We start from the raw sequence: 19,084 nt of genomic DNA, 5'->3' as shown, positions 1-19,084 counted from the left end.
TGACTATCTCCTGGTCTGTGAGGGCGGTCACCCTTCCGTTCATTTAGTTCATGCTTAACCGCGGAGGCACACTGACGACATGCGCCTCCCCTCCGTCCCCCGTCCCCGCAGCCTGGCCGGCCAGCTCTTCGCCATGCAGGCCGTGCTGATAGCGGTGGTCGTGGCCGGGTACGCGCTGTTCACCTACGTCAACGACCAGCGCCAGGCCGAGGACGCTGCGGCCCGTCACGCCACGGCCGTGGCCCGCTCGATCGCGGACTCTCCCTCGGTCCGCTCGGCCATCCACACCGCCGACCCCACTCTCCGGCTGCAGCCCTACGCGCTCCAGGTGATGCGGGACGCGGACGTCGACTTCGTGACGATCATGAACCCGTCCGGCATCCGCTGGACGCACCCCGAGGAAAAGCAGATCGGCAAGCACTTCCTCGGCCGCATCGGCCCCGCCCAGCACGGCCACACCTTCACCGAGACGTACACCGGCACCCTCGGCCCCTCCGTCCGCGCGGTCACACCCGTGGAGGAGAACGGCCGCGTCATCGGCCTGGTCAGCGCCGGCATCAAGGTCGAGGCGATCAGCAAACGGGTGCAGGGCCAGGTCACGGCGCTGCTCGCGGTGGCCGGCGGCGCCCTGCTGCTGGGCGCGGTCGGCACGTACGTCGTCAACGCCCGGCTGCGCCGCCACACCCACGGCATGAACGCGACCGAGCTCAGCCAAGTGCACGACTATCACGAGGCCACGCTGCACGCGGTGCGCGAGGGGCTGCTGATGCTGGACGGCCAGTACCGTGTGGCACTGATCAACGACGGCGGCCGGGAGCTGCTGGGCGTGCCGGCCGAGGCGGACGTGATCGGCACGTCGGTGGCGGGCCTCGGGCTGCCGGCCCCGCTGACGGGTGCCCTGCTCGCCTCCGAACCCCGGGTGGACGAGGTGCATCTGACGGCGGACCGGGTGCTGGTGGTGAACACGTCACCAGTCTCGGGCGGCGAGCGCCGCGGAACGGTCGTGACACTCCGGGACGTGACCGAACTCCAGTCTCTGATGGGCGAGTTGGACTCCGAGCGCGGTTTCACGCAGGCGCTGCGCTCCCAGGCGCACGAGGCGGCGAACCGTCTGCACACGGTCGTCTCCCTGATCGAACTGGGCCGCGCGGAGGAGGCGGTCGACTTCGCCACGGCGGAACTGGAACTGGCGCAGGCGCTGACGGACCAGGTGGTGGCGGCGGTGAGCGAGCCTGTCCTGGCCGCCCTGCTGCTCGGCAAGACGGCGCAGGCGAACGAGCGCGGCGTGGAGCTGGTGGTCTCCGAGGACAGCCGCCTGGACGACGGGGTCCTCCCGCCCGGCCTGCCGGCCCGCGACCTGGTGACCATCCTCGGCAACCTGATCGACAACGCGGTGGACGCGGCGCAGGGCAGCGTCGGGGCGAGGGTGACGGTGACGGCCTACGCAGAAGGCGGGGCAGGCGGGGCAGGCGGGGCAGGCGGGGAACTGGTCCTTCGGGTGGCTGACACCGGCAGCGGTGTGGATCCGGCCCATGCCGAACTGGTATTCCAGCGGGGATTCACCACCAAGCCGGCGGGACCGGACGGGCGCGGGCTCGGCCTGGCCCTGGTCCGGCAGGCCGTGCACCGTCAGCAGGGGACGCTGACGGTGGCGGAGGCCGACGGTGGTGGGGCGGAGTTCGAGGTGCGGTTGCCGTTGCACACGACGGTGGGGCCGTCCCCGGTGTCTGGAGGCGACGTATGACGAACGAGCAGTCCATCCGCGTGCTGGTGGTGGAGGACGACCCGGTGGCGGCTGACGCGCATGTGATGTACGTCGGCCGGGTGCCGGGGTTCGTCGCCGTGGGCAGGGCGCACACGGGGGCGGAGGCGCGGCGCCTTCTGGACCGTACGCCGGTGGACCTGCTCCTGCTCGATCTGCATCTGCCGGATGTGCACGGTCTGCAGTTCGCGCGCTCCCTGCGGGCGGCCGGGCATCACGCCGATGTCATCGCGGTGACCTCCGCACGGGATCTGACCGTGGTCCGGGAAGGGGTCTCGCTCGGGGTCGTGCAGTACGTCCTGAAGCCGTTCACCTTCGCGACGTTGCGCGACCGGCTGGTGCGGTACGCCGAGTTCCGTGCGGCGGTGGGCGAGGCGAGCGGTCAGGACGAGGTGGACCGGGCGCTGGCCTCGCTCCGGGCGCCCGGGCCCGCCGCGCTGCCGAAGGGGTTGAGCGGGCCGACGCTGGAGCGGGTCACGGTGACCCTGCGGGACAGCACGCAGGGCCTCACGGCCGCCGGCGTCGCCGAGGTGGTCGGCATCTCCCGCATCACGGCCCGCCGCTATCTGGAGCACCTGGTGGACGCGGGGCGGGCGGCCCGCAGTCCGCAGTACGGGACCGTGGGGCGGCCGGAGTTGCACTACCGGTGGGTCAAGGGGCAGTGAGCGCTCGTCACCCGGAGGCGTTCACGCCGGCGTACGACACGACCTGAGCGCCGAGACCGACCACGGCCAGGGCTTCCACGACGGACACCACGAGGAGACCGCCACTGTCCTGACCGCCGGTCCAGTAGACGGTGAGCCCGGCGAGCGGCACGAGGCAGAAGGCGAGCAGGTCGATGACGCACTGCACGGCCTTGCGCGACCTGCGACGCCGGTCACCGCGATGAGCGCGCTCCCAGCCGAAGACCTCCTCGGCCTCTCCGGTCCGGGCGAGCCGGGCGAGCCGGGGCCCCAGATCCTCGCGTATGTACCGGCCGATCGCCGAGATCTTCTGGTCGTTGACGAGATAGGTCCAGCCGAGGACCACACACACCGGCGGGAGCGCGAGCAGCATGGCGGGCTGCTCGGCCTGTGCGGACGCGGCGATGACGGCGGCGACGACGGTGAGCGTGACGTAGAGGAGATTGTCCCGGAACCCGATCCGCGTCCTCTGCTCGTCCTTGACGGTCTGGTACTCGACGAGCAGCAACTGCCCCACGGTGACGTCTGGTTCCGGCACTACGACCCCTTCCCCCGGCAGTACCTTACGAGTGTGCCGGAGACACAGCCCACCGTTGTGGTCCTGACCGCACTCGCACTCGCGCTGGAGTACTCCGCCGTCGGCGCCACGTCGGGGACTGGCTGGATCTCGTCCACCCCGGCAATCGCCCTGGTGGAGGCCGCGCGTTGCGGACCGAACAGCAGTAGGGCGGTTCACCCGATCCGCTCCCGGACGAGTCGTCAACGCCCAATCCGCACACACGCATTGACCTGACTAGACCACTCCACCTACCTTCACACGGCAACCACCCCGGCCACCCCCACAGTGCGTCCGCAGGAGGTCATGCCCGTGCGCCCCACCGCCGCTCCCACCGCGCTCGCCGCGGTTCTCGCCGCCGCCCTTGCCGCGGCGTCCCTCACTGCCTGCGGCAATGGTTCCGGCAGTGATCCGAACACGCTGAAGGTCTCCTTCAAACAGTCGACGGACAACTCCATCAAGGTGATGGACACCTACCTCGCCGGCATCAAGAAGCAGTTCGAGAAGAAGTACCCCGGCAAGAAGGTGGAGTTCGTCCCCATCAAGGCCCCGGACTCGGAGTACTACACCAAGCTGCAGCAGATGCTCCGGTCCCCCAAGACGGCCCCGGACCTGGTCTATGAGGACACCTTTCTCATCAACTCCGACATCACGAGCGGGTATTTGAAGCCACTGGATCCCTACCTCGCCAAGTGGCCGGACTGGAGTCGGTTCATCGACACGGCGAAGTCGGCGGCGAAGGGACAGGACGGGAAGACGTACGGCGTCCCGGACGGCACCGACACCCGCGGACTCTGGTTCGACAAGCGGGTGTTCGCGAAGGCCGGGCTCCCGGCCGACTGGCAGCCGAAGACCTGGGACGACATCCTCGCCGCGGCCCGCACCATCAAGCGGAAGGTCCCCGGCGTCACCCCCCTCAACGTCTACACCGGCAAACCGGCGGGCGAGGCCGCGACCATGCAGGGCTTCGAGATGCTCCTGTACGGCGCCGACGACGGCACGTCCGACCCCCTGTACGACAGCGCGACCAAGAAGTGGGTCGCCGCGGGCCAGGGCTTCAAGGACGCCCTCGGCTTCGTCGAGACCGTCTACCAGGAGAAGCTCGGCCCCGACGTCTCCGACGCCCTCGACCCCAACTTCGGCACCAGCGTCCGCGGCGAGCTCCTCCCCCAGGGCAAACTCGGCATCGACCTCGACGGCTCCTGGCTCCCCCAGGACTGGCTGCCGGGCAGCGGCCACGAGTGGGCGGACTGGTCGAAGCAGCTCGGCCTCGCCCATATGCCCACCCAGCACGGCCAGGCCCCCGGCAAGGTGAGCATGTCCGGCGGCTGGACCTGGTCGATCCCGGCCAAGGCGGCCCATCCCGACCTCGCCTTCGACTTCATCAGGACGATGCAGACGAAGCCGAACGCCCAGAAGTGGTACATCGCCAACTCGGGCATCGCGGTGCGCAAGGACGTGGCGAGCGACCCTGCGTACGCGACCGCCCAGCCCGGCCTGAAGTTCTTCACCGACCTGGTCGCCAGCACGCACTACCGCCCGGCCTACCCCGCCTACCCGAAGGTCTCCACCGCCATCCAGGAGGCCATGGAGGGCGTGACGACCGGCGACACATCGGTGGACAAGGCCGCGAGCCGCTACGACGAGGAGCTCAAGCAGGCCACCGACGACCAAGTGGTCCGGAAGTGACCCCCCGGGCGGCCCGGCGGACCCTCGCCCGCGTCCTCCCCCTCACCCCCGCCGTCACCCTGCTGCTCCTCTTCCTCGCCGGACCCATCGCCTACTGCGCCTGGATCGCCTTCACCGACCTACAGCTCACCGGCCAGGCGCACTCCTCTTTCGTCGGATTCGACAACTTCCGTACGGCGTTCGGGGACGACCGGTTCCTGAACGCCGTATGGCTGACCCTCGTCTTCACGGTCCTGTCGTCGCTCGTCGGCCAGAACACCCTGGGCCTGGCCCTGGCCGCGCTGATGCAGCGTGCGTCGAGGCCGGTGCGGACGCTCACCGGCGGGATCGTCATCACCGCATGGGTGCTGCCGGAGGTGGTGGCGGGGTTCTTGCTGTACGCCTTCTTCCGCAGGGAAGGCACGCTCAACGCCCTCCTCGACCGACTCCATCTCCCCACCCAGAACTGGCTGTTCACCCTGCCGATCCTGGCCGTGTCGTTCGCGAACGTCTGGCGCGGCACGGCCTTCTCGATGCTGGTGTACTCGGCGGCGCTGAACGAGATACCGAAGGAGATCACCGAGGCGGCGGAGGTGGACGGAGCCGGCGGCTGGCGTCGGATGTGGCACATCACGCTGCCGATGATCCGCCGTTCCATCGGCACCAACCTCATGCTCAACACCCTCCAGACCCTCTCGGTCTTCGGGCTGATCTGGGTGATGACGAGGGGCGGACCGGGGGACCGGAGCCAGACCCTCCCGCTGTTCATGTACGAGCAGGCGTTCCAGAAGAGCATGATCGGTTACGGCACGGCGGTGGCCCTCCTGCTCCTGGTCGTCGGCTCCCTCTTCTCGGTCGTATACCTGCGACTGCTGCGGACGGAGGTCTGACATGCCGCGCCGCCGGACCGTGCGCCGCCTGGCCGCTGACGCGGGCCTCCTGGTCGCGGCCGCCGCCTTCGCACTCCCCCTGGCCTGGGTGATCCTGTCCTCGCTGGACGTCCACGCGGATCTACGGGTGAAGGCCCCCGACGGGGTGACCCTGGACAACTTCGACGCCGTACTGACGCCGGACATCACCCTCACGCCCCTGCTCAACAGCCTGATCCTGTGCGGCGGCGGAACACTGCTGACGGTGGTGTGCGCGGCGCTCGCGGCGTACCCGCTGTCGCGGTTCCGGTCCCGGCTGAACCGCCCCTTCCTGCTGACGATCCTCTTCGCCACCTGTCTGCCGATCACGGCGATCATGGTGCCGGTGTACGCGCTGTTCGTGCGGGTGAACCTCATCGACACCACCCAGGGCACGATCTTCTTCTTCGCCGCGTCACAACTCCCGTTCGGGATCTGGCTGATGAAGAACTTCATGGACGGCGTGCCGAGGGAACTGGAGGAGGCCGCCTGGACGGACGGAGCGGGAACGGTTCAGTCGCTGGTACGGATCGTGCTGCCGCTGATGGGCCCGGGGGTGGCGGTGGTGACCGTCTTCTCCTTTGTGATGATGTGGGGCAACTTCTTCGTCCCGTTCATGCTCCTGCTGACACCCGATCAGATGCCCGCCTCCGTGAGCATCAACGAGTTCTTCGGGAACCGGGGCATGGTGGTGTACGGGCAGCTCGCCGCGTTCTCGGTGATCTACTCGACGCCGGTGATCCTGCTGTACGTGCTGGTCGCGCGGCGGCTGGGCGGTGGTTTCGCACTGGGCGGCGCGGTCAAGGGATGAGCCGTGCGCCGGACCCGCCGACCATCCCGACCGGCCGAATCCGTACGTTCCTACAATCCGTGATCCTGGCTGAACAGACCGTAGTCATCACCGCCCTGCACCTCTACGTTGTCCGCTGTGCGCCGACCGCCAGATCCCCGGAACCAGCCAGGTCCCCCGTTCAACGCCCCCGCCGCCCGCAAACTCCGTGCCGCTCTCGGCATGGGACCCGAGCACGTCGCCTACGGGATGCGTGCCTCGTACGGGTTGCCGTACGTCACCCCTGACCTGGTCGTCGCCTGGGAGCGGGGCACCGCGACGCCCAGCAGCCCTGAACTCACCGCCCTTGCCGGGGTGTTGTGGTGTTCGCCGGGTGAGCTGATCGGGCGACCGCGCAGTCTGCGCGAGCACCGCATCGCCCGTGGACTCGCGGCGGAGGACGTCGCCCTCGCCGTCGGGCTGGAACTCCTCGCCTATCTGCGGATGGAGGAGCACGACGAGTGGCGCGGCACCGAGCGGCAGTCCGCCGCCCTCGCCGAGCTGCTCGAGCTGTCCCTGCCCGACTTCGTGACCGTCAGCGGCCGCGACGGGAAGCTGGCCGAATTGCTGCGCAGTGCGGTCACCACGCGCTGGCAGGCCTATGTGCGACCGGTGGGCCGTATGGTGCCGCTGGACCGCCGGCTCCTGGAGGGCACCCTCCAGGAGTTGCACCAGGACTACCAGGGGCAGATGGTGGCCACGCTGAGCTGGGGCGGCACCAGTGCCGCGGCGGACTCGAGCGGCAACGGCCGTGACTTCCTCGACCGGATCGTGGAGCACTTCTGGTCGAGGGTGGAGGCCGGTACGGCCTGAGCACAGGAGGATCTGGCAGCAGGCCTGGACGGGCCTGCCGGCAGAGCCCGGACGGGCCTAGAAGACCGACTCCGTCTCGTCCATCCGGTCCTTCGGGACCGTCTTCAGCTCGGTGACCGCCTCCGCGAGCGGCACCATCACGATGTCGGTGCCGCGCAGCGCGGTCATCCGGCCGAACTCGCCGCGGTGCGCGGCCTCCACCGCGTGCCAGCCGAAGCGGGTGGCGAGGACACGGTCGTACGCGGTCGGGGTGCCGCCGCGCTGGACGTGGCCGAGGATGACGGGCTTGGCCTCCTTGCCGAGCCGCCGCTCCAGCTCGTAAGCCAGTGCCGTGCCGATGCCCTGGAAGCGCTCGTGTCCGAACTGGTCGATCTCGCCCTTGCTGTAGTCCATCGTGCCCTCGGCCGGGTGGGCGCCCTCGGCGACGCAGACGACGGCGAACTTCTTGCCGCGGGCGAAGCGCTCCTCGACCATCTTGACCAGGTCGGCGGGGTCGAAGGGGCGCTCGGGCAGGCAGATGCCGTGGGCGCCGCCGGCCATGCCGGACTCCAGGGCGATCCAGCCCGCGTGACGGCCCATGACCTCGACGACCATCACGCGCTGGTGGGACTCGGCGGTGGTCTTGAGGCGGTCCATGGCCTCCGTGGCCACGCCGACCGCGGTGTCGAAGCCGAAGGTGCGGTCCGTGGAGGAGATGTCGTTGTCGATGGTCTTCGGCACGCCCACGACCGGCAGCCCGGCGTCGGAGAGCATCCGGGCGGCGGTCAGTGTGCCCTCGCCGCCGATCGGGATCAGCGCGTCGATGCCGAACTCGCCGACCATGTCGGTGGCCCGCTCACAGGCCTCGCGCAGCCGGTCGCGCTCCAGCCGGGAGGAGCCGAGGATGGTGCCGCCGCGGGCCAGGATGCCGCCGACCGCGTCCAGGTCGAGGGTGCGGTAGTGGCCGTCGAGCAGTCCCCGGTATCCGTCCTCGAAGCCGATGACCTCGTCGCCGTACTGCGTCACCGCCCGGTGCACGACAGACCGGATCACTGCGTTCAGGCCGGGGCAGTCGCCGCCTGCGGTGAGAACTCCGATGCGCATCGTGCTGTGTCTCCTGGTCGCGTTTGATACCGGTGAGCAAGTCCGATTGTTTCACGTCCGTCAGGGGGCCGATGCTCTGGCGGGCGCCATATATAGCGCCAGGGGTATTGTCAAGAGGGTTCTGCTCACCTTGGTGGGCGATTTTTATGCCGGAGACGTGACAGACGAAACGGAGTGCCCACGTGACGCGCAGCGTGTACGTGACCGGGATCGACCGCGGCGACGGACGCCAGGTCGTCGAGCTGGGAGTCATGGAGCTGCTGACCCGGCAGGTGGACCGGGTGGGGGTGTTCCGGCCGCTCGTCCACCACAGTCCCGATCGCCTGTTCGAGCTACTGCGCACCCGGTACCGGCTGTCCCAGGACCCGGCGACCGTCTACGGCATGGACTACCACGAGGCGTCCGCGCTGCAGGCCGAGCAGGGAACCGACGAGCTGGTGTCCACACTCGTCGACCGGTTCCACCTGGTCGCCCGGGACTACGACGTCGTCCTGGTCCTCGGCACCGACTTCGCCGACACCCAGCTCCCGGACGAGCTGTCCCTGAACGCCCGCCTCGCCAATGAGTTCGGCGCGTCCGTGATCCCGGTCGTGGGCGGCCGGCGGCAGACCGCCGAGGCCGTGCGGGCCGAGACGCGCAACGCGTTCCGGGCGTACGACGGTCTCGGCTGCGACGTCCTCGCCATGGTCGCCAACCGGGTGGCCCGCGAGGACCGCGACGAGATCGCCGAGCGGCTCACCAACCGGCTGCCGGTCCCCTGCTACGTGCTGCCCGACGAACCCGCCCTGTCCGCGCCGACGGTCTCCCAGATCACCCAGACCCTGGGCGGCACGGTGCTGCTCGGGGACGACTCGGGGCTGGCCCGGGACGCGCTCGGCTTCGTCTTCGGCGGGGCCATGCTGCCGAACTTCCTGGGCGCCCTGACCCCCGGCTGCCTGGTGGTGACCCCGGGCGACCGCGCCGACCTGGTCATCGGCTCGCTCGCCGCGCACAGCGCCGGGACCCCGCCGATAGCCGGCCTGCTGCTCACCCTGAACGAGCGGCCCACCGAGGAGGTCCTCACCCTCGCCGCCCGGCTCGCCCCGGGCACCCCGGTCGTCTCCGTGCCCGGCAACAGCTTCCCCACCGCCGAGCAGCTGTTCTCCCTGGAGGGCAAGCTGAGCGCGGGCACCCCGCGCAAGGCGGAGACCGCACTCGGTCTGTTCGAGCGGTACGTCGACACCGGCGATCTGATCAAGCGGGTCTCCGCGCCGAGCAGCGACCGCGTCACCCCGATGATGTTCGAGCACAAGCTGCTCGAACAGGCCCGCTCCGACAAGCGCCGTGTCGTCCTCCCGGAAGGCACCGAGGAGCGTGTGCTGCACGCCGCCGAGGTGCTGCTGCGCCGGGGGGTGTGCGATCTGACCCTGCTCGGTCCCGTCGACCTGATCCGCAAGAAGGCCGCCGACCTCGGCATCGACGTCGGCGACGCCCAGCTCATCGACCCGGCCGTCTCCGAGCTGCGCGACGCCTTCGCCCAGACGTACTCCCAGCTGCGGGCCCACCGGGGCGTGACGGTGGAGCTGGCCTACGACGTGGTCTCCGACGTGAACTACTTCGGCACCCTGATGGTCCAGGAGGGGCTCGCCGACGGCATGGTCTCCGGGTCCGTGCACTCCACCGCCGCCACCATCCGCCCCGCCTTCGAGATCATCAAGACCACCCCGGAGTCGTCGATCGTCTCCTCCGTGTTCTTCATGTGCCTCGCCGACAAGGTGCTGGTATACGGCGACTGCGCGGTCAACCCGGACCCCAACGCCGAGCAGCTGGCCGACATCGCCATCCAGTCGGCCGCCACCGCGCAGCAGTTCGGCGTGGAGCCGCGGATCGCGATGCTGTCGTACTCCACGGGTACGTCCGGTTCGGGCGCCGACGTCGACAAGGTGCGCGAGGCGACCGAGCTGGCGCGCTCGCGGCGGCCCGACCTGAAGATCGAGGGGCCGATCCAGTACGACGCGGCCGTCGAGCCGTCGGTAGCGGCCACCAAGCTGCCCGGCTCCGAGGTCGCCGGACAGGCCAGTGTGCTGATCTTCCCGGACCTCAACACGGGCAACAACACCTACAAGGCCGTGCAGCGCTCGGCCGGCGCGATCGCCGTCGGCCCGGTCCTGCAGGGGCTGCGCAAGCCGGTCAACGACCTGTCCCGCGGCGCCCTCGTGCAGGACATCGTCAACACCGTCGCCATCACGGCCGTCCAGGCCCAGAACCCGAGCGAGAAGGCAACCGCCCAGTGACAGCCACCCGTGTCCTCGTCCTCAACTCAGGCTCCTCGTCGGTGAAGTACCAACTCCTGGACATGCACGACAGCAGCCGGCTGGCGGCGGGTCTCGTCGAGCGCATCGGCGAGCAGACCTCCCGGCTGAAGCACACCTGCCTCACCTCGGGCGCCACCCGTGAGCAGAACGGGCCGATCGCCGACCACGACGCCGCCCTCAAGGCCGTGGCCGAGGAGCTGGCCAAGGACGGCCTCGGTCTGGACTCGCCGGAGCTGGCCGCGATCGGGCACCGGGTGGTGCACGGCGGCATGTTCTTCACCGAGCCGACCGTCATCGGCGACGCCGTGCTCACCGAGATCGAACGGCTGATCCCCGTCGCGCCGCTGCACAACCCGGCCAACCTCACCGGCATCCGCACGGCCCGGGCGCTGCGCCCCGACCTGCCCCAGGTCGCCGTCTTCGACACGGCGTTCCACACGACCATGCCGGAGTCCGCGGCGCGCTACGCGATCGACCCGAAGCTCGCGGACCGGCACCGCATCCGGCGCTACGGCTTCCACGGCACATCGCACGCATATGTCTCCCGGGCGACCGCGAAGCTGCTCGGGAAGGCGCCGGAGGAGGTCAACGTCATCGTGCTGCACCTGGGCAACGGGGCGTCCGCCTCGGCGGTGCGGGGCGGCCGGTGCGTGGACACCTCGATGGGGCTCACCCCGCTGGAGGGTCTCGTGATGGGGACGCGCTCCGGCGACCTGGATCCGGCCGTCATCTTCCATTTGCAGCGTGTTGGCGGAATGTCCATGGACGAGATCGACACTCTTCTCAACAAGAGAAGCGGTCTGTTCGGGCTGTGCGGTGACAACGACATGCGGGAGATCCGCCGTCGGATCGACGAGGGCGACGAACAGGCGCGTCTCGCCTTCGACATCTACATTCACCGCCTGAAGAAGTACATAGGTGCCTATTACGCGGTGCTCGGACGGGTGGACGCGGTCGCGTTCACAGCGGGAGTCGGGGAAAACGCGAGTCCCGTGCGAGAGGCTGCCGTGGCGGGCCTGGAGGAGCTGGGCCTGGCGGTGGACGGCGAGCTGAACGCCGTACGTACCGACCGGCCACGGCTGATCTCGCCCGATCACGCGAGGGTGGCCGTCGCCGTGGTGCCCACCGACGAGGAACTGGAGATCGCCACACAGACCTACGCACTGGTCGGAAAGAACAGCTGAGCGAACAGTTGAGCAATTAAGCGAACAGCTGAGCAATTACACGCCAGTAACACGCCTGAGCGCACTCCCGCCCATTTGTATCTTCCACCAGACGGAATATTCCGTAGCGAAACAAACCGATAGGATCGCCCCATGCGCCGTTCGAAAATCGTCTGTACTCTCGGCCCCGCGGTCGACTCCCACGAGATGCTCGTCTCCATGATCGAGGCCGGCATGAATGTGGCTCGGTTCAACTTCAGCCACGGCACGCACTCCGAGCACCAGGCGCGGTACGACCGCGTCCGGGCCGCCGCCAAGGAGACCGGCCGCGCCATCGGCGTCCTCGCCGATCTGCAGGGCCCGAAGATCCGTCTGGAAACCTTCGCCGAGGGTCCGGTCGAACTGGAACGTGGTGACGAGTTCATCATCACGACCGAGGACGTGCCGGGTGACAAACAGATCTGCGGTACGACCTACAAGGGCCTGACGGGTGATGTCGCACGGGGCGACCAGGTCCTGATCAACGACGGCAACGTCGAGCTGAAGGTGCTGGACGTCGAGGGCCCGCGGGTGCGGACGATCGTCATCGAGGGCGGTGTCGTCTCCGACCACAAGGGCATCAACCTGCCCGGCGCGGCCGTCAACGTGCCCGCGCTGAGCGAGAAGGACGTCGAGGACCTGCGGTTCGCGCTGCGCATGGGCTGCGACATGGTCGCCCTGTCCTTCGTCCGTGACGCCAAGGACGTCAACGACGTCCACCGGATCATGGACGAGGAGGGCCGTCGCGTCCCGGTCATCGCCAAGGTGGAGAAGCCGCAGGCGGTGGAGAACATGGAGGACGTCGTGATGGCGTTCGACGGCGTGATGGTCGCCCGCGGCGACCTGGCCGTCGAGTACCCGCTCGAGAAGGTCCCCATGGTGCAGAAGCGCCTGATCGAGCTGTGCCGGCGCAACGCCAAGCCGGTGATCGTGGCGACCCAGATGATGGAGTCGATGATCACCAATTCCCGCCCGACCCGCGCCGAGGCCTCCGACGTGGCCAACGCGATCCTGGACGGCGCCGACGCGGTCATGCTGTCGGCCGAGTCGAGCGTGGGCGCGTACCCGGTCGAGACGGTCAAGACGATGTCGAAGATCGTCACCGCGGCCGAGGAGGAGCTGCTCTCCAAGGGCCTGCAGCCGCTCGTGCCCGGCAAGAAGCCGCGTACGCAGGGTGGTTCGGTCGCGCGTGCCGCGTGCGAGATCGCGGACTTCCTGGGCGGCAAGGGCCTGATCGCCTTCACCAAGTCCGGTGACACCGCCCGTCGGCTGTCCCGCTACCGCGCGGCCCAGCCGATCCTGGCCTTCACCACGGACGAGGGCACCCGCAACCAGCTGACGCTCAGCTGGGGCGTGGAGTCGCACGTCGTGCCGTTCGTGAACAGCACCGACGAAATGGTCGACATGGTCGACCAGGAGCTGGACAAGCTCAACCGCTTCAACCCGGGCGACACGCTCATCATCACCGCCGGCTCGCCCCCCGGTGTCCCCGGCACCACCAACATGGTCCGGGTCCACCACCTCGGCGGCAGCCAGGGCAACTGACGGCCCCCCGAAGGGCTTTGTACGGCGCTGAGGGCGCCCCCTGTGAAGGGGGCGCCCTCAGCTTGTGAGCGGCTCCCGAATGGGCTTGTGGGGGCGGTCAGTCGGTGGTGTACACGCGCATCCCGGGCACGTGCAGGCTTCCACCGAACTGAGCGGCCTGCGTCACCTTCACGTTGGTGAAGTAGATCAGGGGGATGTTGAGCGGCGGCGGGCTGTCCGGGCTGAACGTCACGGGGATCAGGCCGAACAGGTTGCCGGAGATGCTCTCCGTGTACATCACCGTGTCGCCGTCCCGGATCGTGGACGTCGAGCCGGAGGCCGCTTGCACGTGGTAGGTCTTGCCCGACTGCTTGTCCTTCACCGTCTGGTGCAGGTCTCCGATGTCGGTTCCGCCGGAGATGACGTACTTCAGCACCTTCTTCTTGCTGCCGTTGGCCGTCTTCACCTCGACGATGCCCTGGTAGTCGGCGCCCTTGAGCAGCAGCGAGCTGGCGTTGAGGTACCAGGGGTCGTCCGCCACCGGCACCTTGTTGTCGACACCGCTCGTGTCGTCCGTGGCGGCCGGGCAGTTGTCCGCGGACGTGGTGGAGCTCGCCGACGGGCTCGGACTGGCGGTGGCCGTCGCGGCCGCGCCGGCGGCGTCCTGGGCCGCCGTGGTCGCCGTGTCCGTGGTCTTCTTCACCGTGTCGTCGACCGTCTTGGTGGCCGTGCCGACCGTGTCCTTGACGGTGTCGGTGGCACTGCTGCCGGAACCCTTGCTGTCGCTCGACGAAGACGAGGAGGACGACGAGGAGGACGAGGACGACGACGTGGACGCGGAGGCCGACGGCGTGGGGCTCGCACTCGCGGTGGAGGTCGAGTCGCCGCTTCCTCCGGTGAACACGTCCTTGATCGCGTCACCGATCGTGTCGATCAGGTTCCCGCTGGTCGCCGACGGCGACGGGGTCGCGGTCGCCGTGTCACTGCCACTGGACGACGACGTGTCCGACGAACCCGACGAGGGCGTGGCGGACGGCTCGGGGGTCGCCTTGCCGCCGGAACCCGAATCCGACGAAGAGGTCTTGCCCGAGGACGAGTCCTGCGCGGCGGCGGACGCCGTGGGGGTCGGCGTGGCCGTGTCCTTGGTGCCCGTCGACTCGCTCGCCGACGCGGAGGGCGTCGGCGTGGCCGAGGGGTCCTTCGACGCGTCCAGAGCCTTGACGCAGTCCTTGTATTCGTCCGCCGTCAGGCTTTTCGACGTGGGCGGTGTGGAGTTGTTGTCGGCGAGGGCCAGGCTCGAGGTGAACCCCATGCCCATGATGACCGCGGTCGGCATCGCCACCGTGGCTATCGCCTTGCCTGCCGGCATGTGGAACCTGGTGAACAGCGGCTTCTTGGGTGCCGCATGGCGCGGCCCGGTTCTCACACGGGACTCGTCCACATCAGTCCCGTGGGTCACCTCGTCAGCCGGCACTGTGCCTCCCGTTCGCCCCGTTCACCGGGCTTGTTCCTGACAGGTCGTTCCACTCGCCCACGCCGTCCGTGTCCTTGCCGAGCGCGACCTCAGGGGCCGGCTCGGGGGCAGCATCGGGCGCGCCGCCCTCGCCCGTGGTGACCTCCTGCGCCGGCTCCGGCTGCGGGGGCACACCCGGCGCCCACGCCACAGCCATCGCTCCGCCGACGAGGGCGAGCAGGAAGCCCAGGAGGAAGCCGCCGAAGTTGGCGACGGGGAGAGACACCAGCCCCAGCAGGATCGCGGCGACACCCGCGAAAGTGCGCACGTGCTTCTGGAACCAGAGGCTGATGCCCAGCACGATGAGCAGCACGCCGATGATCAGGGAGCCGGCTCCGGCCGTCGTCGCCATCGCCAGCGTCAGATGTCCGACCTGGAGATTGAAGTACGGGAAGTAAATGATCGGAAGACCGCTGAGCAGGACAAACAGACCGGCCCAGAACGGACGAGTGCCCCGCCAGGCGCGGAACTGCAGCCTCCGGCGGGTGAACTGGCCGGGTACGACGGCAGGAATCTCGGCGCTCATGGAAAACAGCTCCCTGGTGCGGCGTTGCTGTGGTGGTGATGTGTGCCGCGCGTGAAGACGCGGCTGGAAGGTGCGACGGGCGGGGGCGCCGTCGGCTCCCCCGCCCGTCAACGAGTGACTAGTAGCACTCGATGCCCGGGCCGCTGCCCCGCTTCAGCGACATGTGCAGACCGCTGAGCTTGAAGGTTCCGGCGGTGGTCGCCCACGCCGTCTGCTTCACGTTGTACAGGTCCGCCGAGTCCGCCTGCTGGGCGAAGCCGAACGGGTTGGCCTGCTCACCGTTGCCCTTCATGCCCGGACCCTTGCTGGCGTCCTTGGCGGCCACACCGATGTCGATGCCGTGGAAGGTGGCGTCGGCGTCGAGGGTGTCGACGTCGATGTACAGGCGGTCCGCCTGGACCTGCTTCGACTCCTCGGTGCTGTCACCCGCCTCAAGGCGCAGCGTGACGTCCCCGAGGATCGGGATGTCCGGGGTGACGACCGACTGGCACATCTTCTGGATCGTGGCCGAGTTGAAGGCCGAGACCGCGACGGGGTGAGCCGTCTTGCCGCCGGACATCGTGTAGCCCTGGTCGATCGCCCCGTACTGCGCGAAGCCCTTGCCGTGGAGCTCCTGCGCAGTCACCTTGAACGACTGACCCGAAACGCTGAACGACGCGGCCAGAGCGCCCTGCGCGAGGGCGACACCTATACACGCCGTGGCGGCGACGCTGGGCACCATGACCACAGCGAACCGCTTCCATCTGGTCCCGCCACGCACCTGGGACTCCATATTTCCTCCTTCTCGGACGTACATCTCCTGGCCCTGACTAGCCTCCAGTCGGCGGCTCAGCCGGGCAGGGATGGGAGAAGTGCTACGTCCTCGGAAGGGGAGCGCCCGAACTCGTAGGCGCGAACCGCGCCCGAATCACCGGCGATCACCCCCGAGCGACAACCACTGGTCGCGCCTGACACGCATCACGCACAACCCTGCTGGACAGGCTTCGCCGTGATGGCGAAGACCCCCCTGTCCAAGAGCCGGCCACTGCCGCCGACTCTGCTCGGTGGGGACCCAGTTGAACCCGTGCACCCGACCGGCTGTCGGGGTGGGGGAATGGACCGAGCGTCGCCGATCGTGGTGCATTCTCGCCGCCCGCACAAGGGGGTTCGTTACTCGCTAGTAACGGCCGGATAACCGAAGAACGACCCGGCGGTCTCGGAAGGCCACCCTCAGTGGCATCCCGGGGCAGAGCAAACCCGTTTACTCTTGGACAGAACCAGACAGAACTGCGCCCTGGATTTACTCCGAGTAACAGCGGCCGCGATTACCAAGATTTGGTAAAGCGCGGCCGCACTGACGCCTCGTCGGCAAATCTTTCACTCGGGCATCACACGACGTGACGTTTAGCGACTGGTCAGAACCGGCCCGCCACCCCGCTCGAAACCCCGGTCAGAACAGCGCCCGGGCCAGCGCCCGACGGGCACCGATCACTCTCGGGTCGTCGGCACCGACCAGCTCGAAGAGCTCGAGCAGCCGACGACGTACGGCATCCCGGTCGTCACCCTCCGTACGCGTCACCGTCTCGATGAGCCGCCCGAAGGCGTCCTCCACATGACCCCCGACCAGATCCAGGTCGGCGGCGGCGATCTGCGCCTGTGCGTCCGCCGGCTTCTCGGCGGCGTCCCTCCGCACCTGCTGCGGGTCCACGCCCTGCACCCGCTGGAGCAACTCGGCCTGCGCGAGACCCAGTTCGGCCTCGGGATTGCCCGGGTCCTCGCTCAGCACGTTCTTGTACGCCTGGATCGCCCCGCCAAGGTCGCCCGCGTCCAGGGCCTCTACGGCGGCCTCCAGGAGCGCGTCGTGCGGCCCGGCCGGTACCGCGGGGGCCGGACGCCCGCCCGGCTCGGCGTCGGGGTCGACGGTCAGGCCGGTCAGCCCGAAGCGCTGCTCGGCGACCTGCACCAGCTGGTCGAGTGTCTGCCGGATCTGCTCCTCACCGGCCGCCCCCTGGAAGAGCGGCAACGCCTGGCCCGCGACGACGGCGAAGACGGCCGGGATGCCCTGCACCCCGAACTGCTGCATCAGCATCTGGTTGGCGTCGACGTCGATCTTGGCGAGCAGAAAGCGGCCGTTGTACTCGACGGCGAGCCGCTCCAGGACGGGGCTCAGCTGCTTGCAGGGCTGACACCACTCGGCCCAGAAGTCGATGACGACCGGTACCTCTGCGGAGCGCTGCAGAACGTCGAGTTCGAAGGTGGCCTCGCCGACATCGATGACGAGATCGGCCGGGGAGACGGCCCCCGCCCCGCCCTGCCGGGCGGCCTCGGCGCGCGCCTGCTCCGCCTTGGCCTTGGCCTCCTGGGCCGCCTTCACCGCGGCGAGGTCGACGACGCCGCTCATGGACATGTTCCGTGGCTGCATGCGTCTATCCTCCCCCGTTCCCGCGCGTGTGTGAAAAACGATGTGAAAGCGCCGGGTCCCCACCCCACGCCTCTGGGTCGTCGTGCGTGTGCGCCGCCCGCGCACGTCCAGCGCGAGCTTTCGCTACGACTCGTAGCGTAATCCCATCGCGGGTCTCCGCGACACCACGCCGCGGTGATCTCCCTCACGACTGCACAAGAACGGCCGGTTATGGTCATGGGATGCAGAGCCGCACTCCCGCCACCCGCACCGGACGCCCACGCAGCGCCGCCGCGGACACCGCGATCCTGGCGGCGACCCGGCAGGCGCTGGTCGAACTGGGCTGGTCGAAGCTCACCCTGGGAGACGTGGCCACGCGGGCGGGGGTTGCAAAGACGACGCTCTACCGTCGCTGGTCGGGCAAGAACGAGCTCGTGGTCGACGCGGTGGCCGAGCTCTTCGACGAACTCGTCCTTCCCGACCGGGGCTCCCTGGCGGCCGACATCGAGGGCGTGGTGCTCCAGTTCGCCGCGATCCTGGCCCGGCCGGAGGCGAAAAGTGGCTTGATGGCGGTGGTCGCGGAGTCGACCCGGGACGACGCGCTGCGCGAGCGCATCCGCGACTCCATCGTGGACCGCCAGAAGTGCCTGGTCCTGGAGGGCCGCGCACGGGCCCAGAGGCGCGGCGAGCTGCCCCCCGAGGCAGGCCCGGAGGACGCCGCACGCACGGTGGACCTCATCTTCGACATGGTGGCGGGCGCGGTGGTGCACCGCACGCTCGTCAGCGCCGAGCCGGCCGACGAGGAGTGGGTGCACGGCTTCACGCGGGTACTGCTGCTGGGCCTGACGGGAGCGTCGCAGGACGCCTAGGGGTGGGGGCGCAGCCGGACGCTGTACGCCTACCGGCTTCCCGACGTGCCGACGTCAAGGGATCACGTCTTGCGGAGCCCTCGCTGCCCGAACGACTGGTTGCGGGCCCACTCCACGTAGGAGCGCTTCTCCTGGGTGGCGGCGTTCAGCCGGGCCCCCACGTTGTCGGCCAGCATGATCATCAGCGGGACGACGCCGCCCAGCAGACAGCCCAGCTCGCCGTGGGGTCTCTCACACTTCAGGTCCACAGCCGCGTCGACGAACGCGGCGTACGGGCCGGGGTCGACCTTGACCCAGTTGATCGGCACTTCCTGCAGCCCGGTCGGCATTTTCAGGACCGAACCGAGCGCGGTGGCGGCTCCCATGAACAGCTCGCCCGTCATCGCGCCCGGCCACCACACCCACTCGTCGTCGTCCTCGCGGGAGGTGAACTCGTATCCCACCACAACCCCCACAGCTTGATCTCGATGTCGA

At 69.1% G+C, this 19,084-nt stretch carries 17 protein-coding genes; 10 read left to right on the top strand and 7 right to left on the bottom strand.

The window, feature by feature from the left end; translation table 11 throughout:
* Positions 1–79 precede the first annotated feature (79 nt).
* Together Q8A52_RS03610 and Q8A52_RS03605 are read left to right on the top strand one after the other, a co-directional pair.
* Positions 80–1,744: a sensor histidine kinase gene (locus Q8A52_RS03610; RefSeq protein WP_316748672.1), complete on the top strand. Its 1,665-nt coding sequence runs from the start codon at positions 80–82 to the stop codon at positions 1,742–1,744.
* Entirely contained in the window at positions 1,741–2,427 is a 687-nt protein-coding gene (locus Q8A52_RS03605) for a response regulator (protein ID WP_316748670.1), read from the top strand. Before Q8A52_RS03610 ends, Q8A52_RS03605 begins: the two co-directional genes overlap by 4 nt.
* 7 nt (positions 2,428–2,434) lie before the next feature.
* Here the strand turns inward: Q8A52_RS03605 and Q8A52_RS03600 are convergent, their stop codons facing one another.
* Entirely contained in the window at positions 2,435–2,983 is a 549-nt protein-coding gene (locus tag Q8A52_RS03600) for a hypothetical protein (RefSeq protein ID WP_316748668.1), read from the bottom strand.
* A gap of 324 nt (positions 2,984–3,307) precedes the next feature.
* On the opposite strand from Q8A52_RS03600, the gene Q8A52_RS03595 reads away from it, so the two are divergent.
* The 4 genes from Q8A52_RS03595 (at position 3,308) to Q8A52_RS03580 (ending at position 7,219) form a co-directional block, all read left to right on the top strand.
* Positions 3,308–4,690 carry an extracellular solute-binding protein gene (locus Q8A52_RS03595; protein WP_316748666.1) on the top strand — a complete coding sequence of 461 codons (1,383 nt, stop codon included), beginning with the start codon at positions 3,308–3,310 and terminating at the stop codon, positions 4,688–4,690.
* Positions 4,687–5,559, top strand: a complete 873-nt coding sequence (locus Q8A52_RS03590; protein ID WP_316748664.1) for a carbohydrate ABC transporter permease — start codon at positions 4,687–4,689, stop codon at positions 5,557–5,559. The genes Q8A52_RS03595 and Q8A52_RS03590 overlap by 4 nt, the downstream gene beginning before the upstream one ends.
* 1 nt (position 5,560) lies before the next feature.
* The gene (locus Q8A52_RS03585; protein ID WP_316748662.1) at positions 5,561–6,388 is read left to right on the top strand and encodes a carbohydrate ABC transporter permease; all 828 of its coding nucleotides are present in this window, start codon (positions 5,561–5,563) and stop codon (positions 6,386–6,388) included.
* A gap of 108 nt (positions 6,389–6,496) precedes the next feature.
* Positions 6,497–7,219 (top strand): helix-turn-helix domain-containing protein, encoded by a 723-nt coding sequence (locus tag Q8A52_RS03580; RefSeq protein WP_408649164.1) that lies wholly within the window; start codon positions 6,497–6,499, stop codon positions 7,217–7,219.
* A 57-nt stretch (positions 7,220–7,276) separates the two neighbouring features.
* On the opposite strand, the gene Q8A52_RS03575 is transcribed toward Q8A52_RS03580, so the two are convergent.
* Entirely contained in the window at positions 7,277–8,302 is a 1,026-nt protein-coding gene (locus Q8A52_RS03575; protein WP_316748658.1) for an ATP-dependent 6-phosphofructokinase, read from the bottom strand.
* A gap of 182 nt (positions 8,303–8,484) precedes the next feature.
* On the opposite strand from Q8A52_RS03575, the gene pta reads away from it, so the two are divergent.
* The 3 genes from pta to pyk all read left to right on the top strand — a co-directional run bounded on the left by pta (position 8,485) and on the right by pyk (position 13,343).
* A complete protein-coding gene (gene pta / locus Q8A52_RS03570; RefSeq protein WP_316748657.1) occupies positions 8,485–10,575 on the top strand; it encodes a phosphate acetyltransferase in 2,091 nt (696 codons plus the stop codon).
* Complete coding sequence (locus Q8A52_RS03565; protein ID WP_316748654.1) at positions 10,572–11,780, top strand: acetate kinase; 1,209 nt, start codon at positions 10,572–10,574, stop codon at positions 11,778–11,780. The genes pta and Q8A52_RS03565 overlap by 4 nt, the downstream gene beginning before the upstream one ends.
* A gap of 132 nt (positions 11,781–11,912) precedes the next feature.
* Entirely contained in the window at positions 11,913–13,343 is a 1,431-nt protein-coding gene (gene pyk / locus Q8A52_RS03560) for a pyruvate kinase (RefSeq protein ID WP_316748652.1), read from the top strand.
* A 97-nt stretch (positions 13,344–13,440) separates the two neighbouring features.
* On the opposite strand, the gene Q8A52_RS03555 is transcribed toward pyk, so the two are convergent.
* The 4 genes from Q8A52_RS03555 to Q8A52_RS03540 form a co-directional block, all read right to left on the bottom strand.
* Positions 13,441–14,796 (bottom strand): hypothetical protein, encoded by a 1,356-nt coding sequence (locus Q8A52_RS03555; RefSeq protein ID WP_316748651.1) that lies wholly within the window; start codon positions 14,794–14,796, stop codon positions 13,441–13,443.
* Positions 14,786–15,361 (bottom strand): DUF6114 domain-containing protein, encoded by a 576-nt coding sequence (locus Q8A52_RS03550; protein WP_316748649.1) that lies wholly within the window; start codon positions 15,359–15,361, stop codon positions 14,786–14,788. Before Q8A52_RS03550 ends, Q8A52_RS03555 begins: the two co-directional genes overlap by 11 nt.
* Before the next feature lie 118 nt (positions 15,362–15,479).
* Positions 15,480–16,133 (bottom strand): DUF6230 family protein, encoded by a 654-nt coding sequence (locus tag Q8A52_RS03545; protein WP_316748647.1) that lies wholly within the window; start codon positions 16,131–16,133, stop codon positions 15,480–15,482.
* A 657-nt stretch (positions 16,134–16,790) separates the two neighbouring features.
* On the bottom strand, positions 16,791–17,762 hold the full coding sequence (locus tag Q8A52_RS03540) for a tetratricopeptide repeat protein (protein ID WP_316748645.1): 972 nt from the start codon (positions 17,760–17,762) through the stop codon (positions 16,791–16,793).
* A 221-nt stretch (positions 17,763–17,983) separates the two neighbouring features.
* Here Q8A52_RS03540 and Q8A52_RS03535 point away from each other — a divergent pair, with 221 nt between their 5' ends.
* Positions 17,984–18,610 carry a TetR/AcrR family transcriptional regulator gene (locus Q8A52_RS03535; protein ID WP_316748643.1) on the top strand — a complete coding sequence of 209 codons (627 nt, stop codon included), beginning with the start codon at positions 17,984–17,986 and terminating at the stop codon, positions 18,608–18,610.
* Between the two features lie 62 nt (positions 18,611–18,672).
* Here Q8A52_RS03535 and Q8A52_RS03530 read toward each other — a convergent pair whose 3' ends face one another.
* On the bottom strand, positions 18,673–19,053 hold the full coding sequence (locus Q8A52_RS03530) for a DUF6086 family protein (RefSeq protein WP_316748641.1): 381 nt from the start codon (positions 19,051–19,053) through the stop codon (positions 18,673–18,675).
* Positions 19,054–19,084: the final 31 nt, after the last annotated feature.

The organism is Streptomyces herbicida, from assembly GCF_032656585.1.
Taxonomy (GTDB): Bacteria; Actinomycetota; Actinomycetes; order Streptomycetales; family Streptomycetaceae; genus Streptomyces; species Streptomyces herbicida.
The sequence above is the reverse complement of the archived record's forward strand: the minus strand, read 5'-3'. Positions and strand labels throughout refer to the sequence as shown.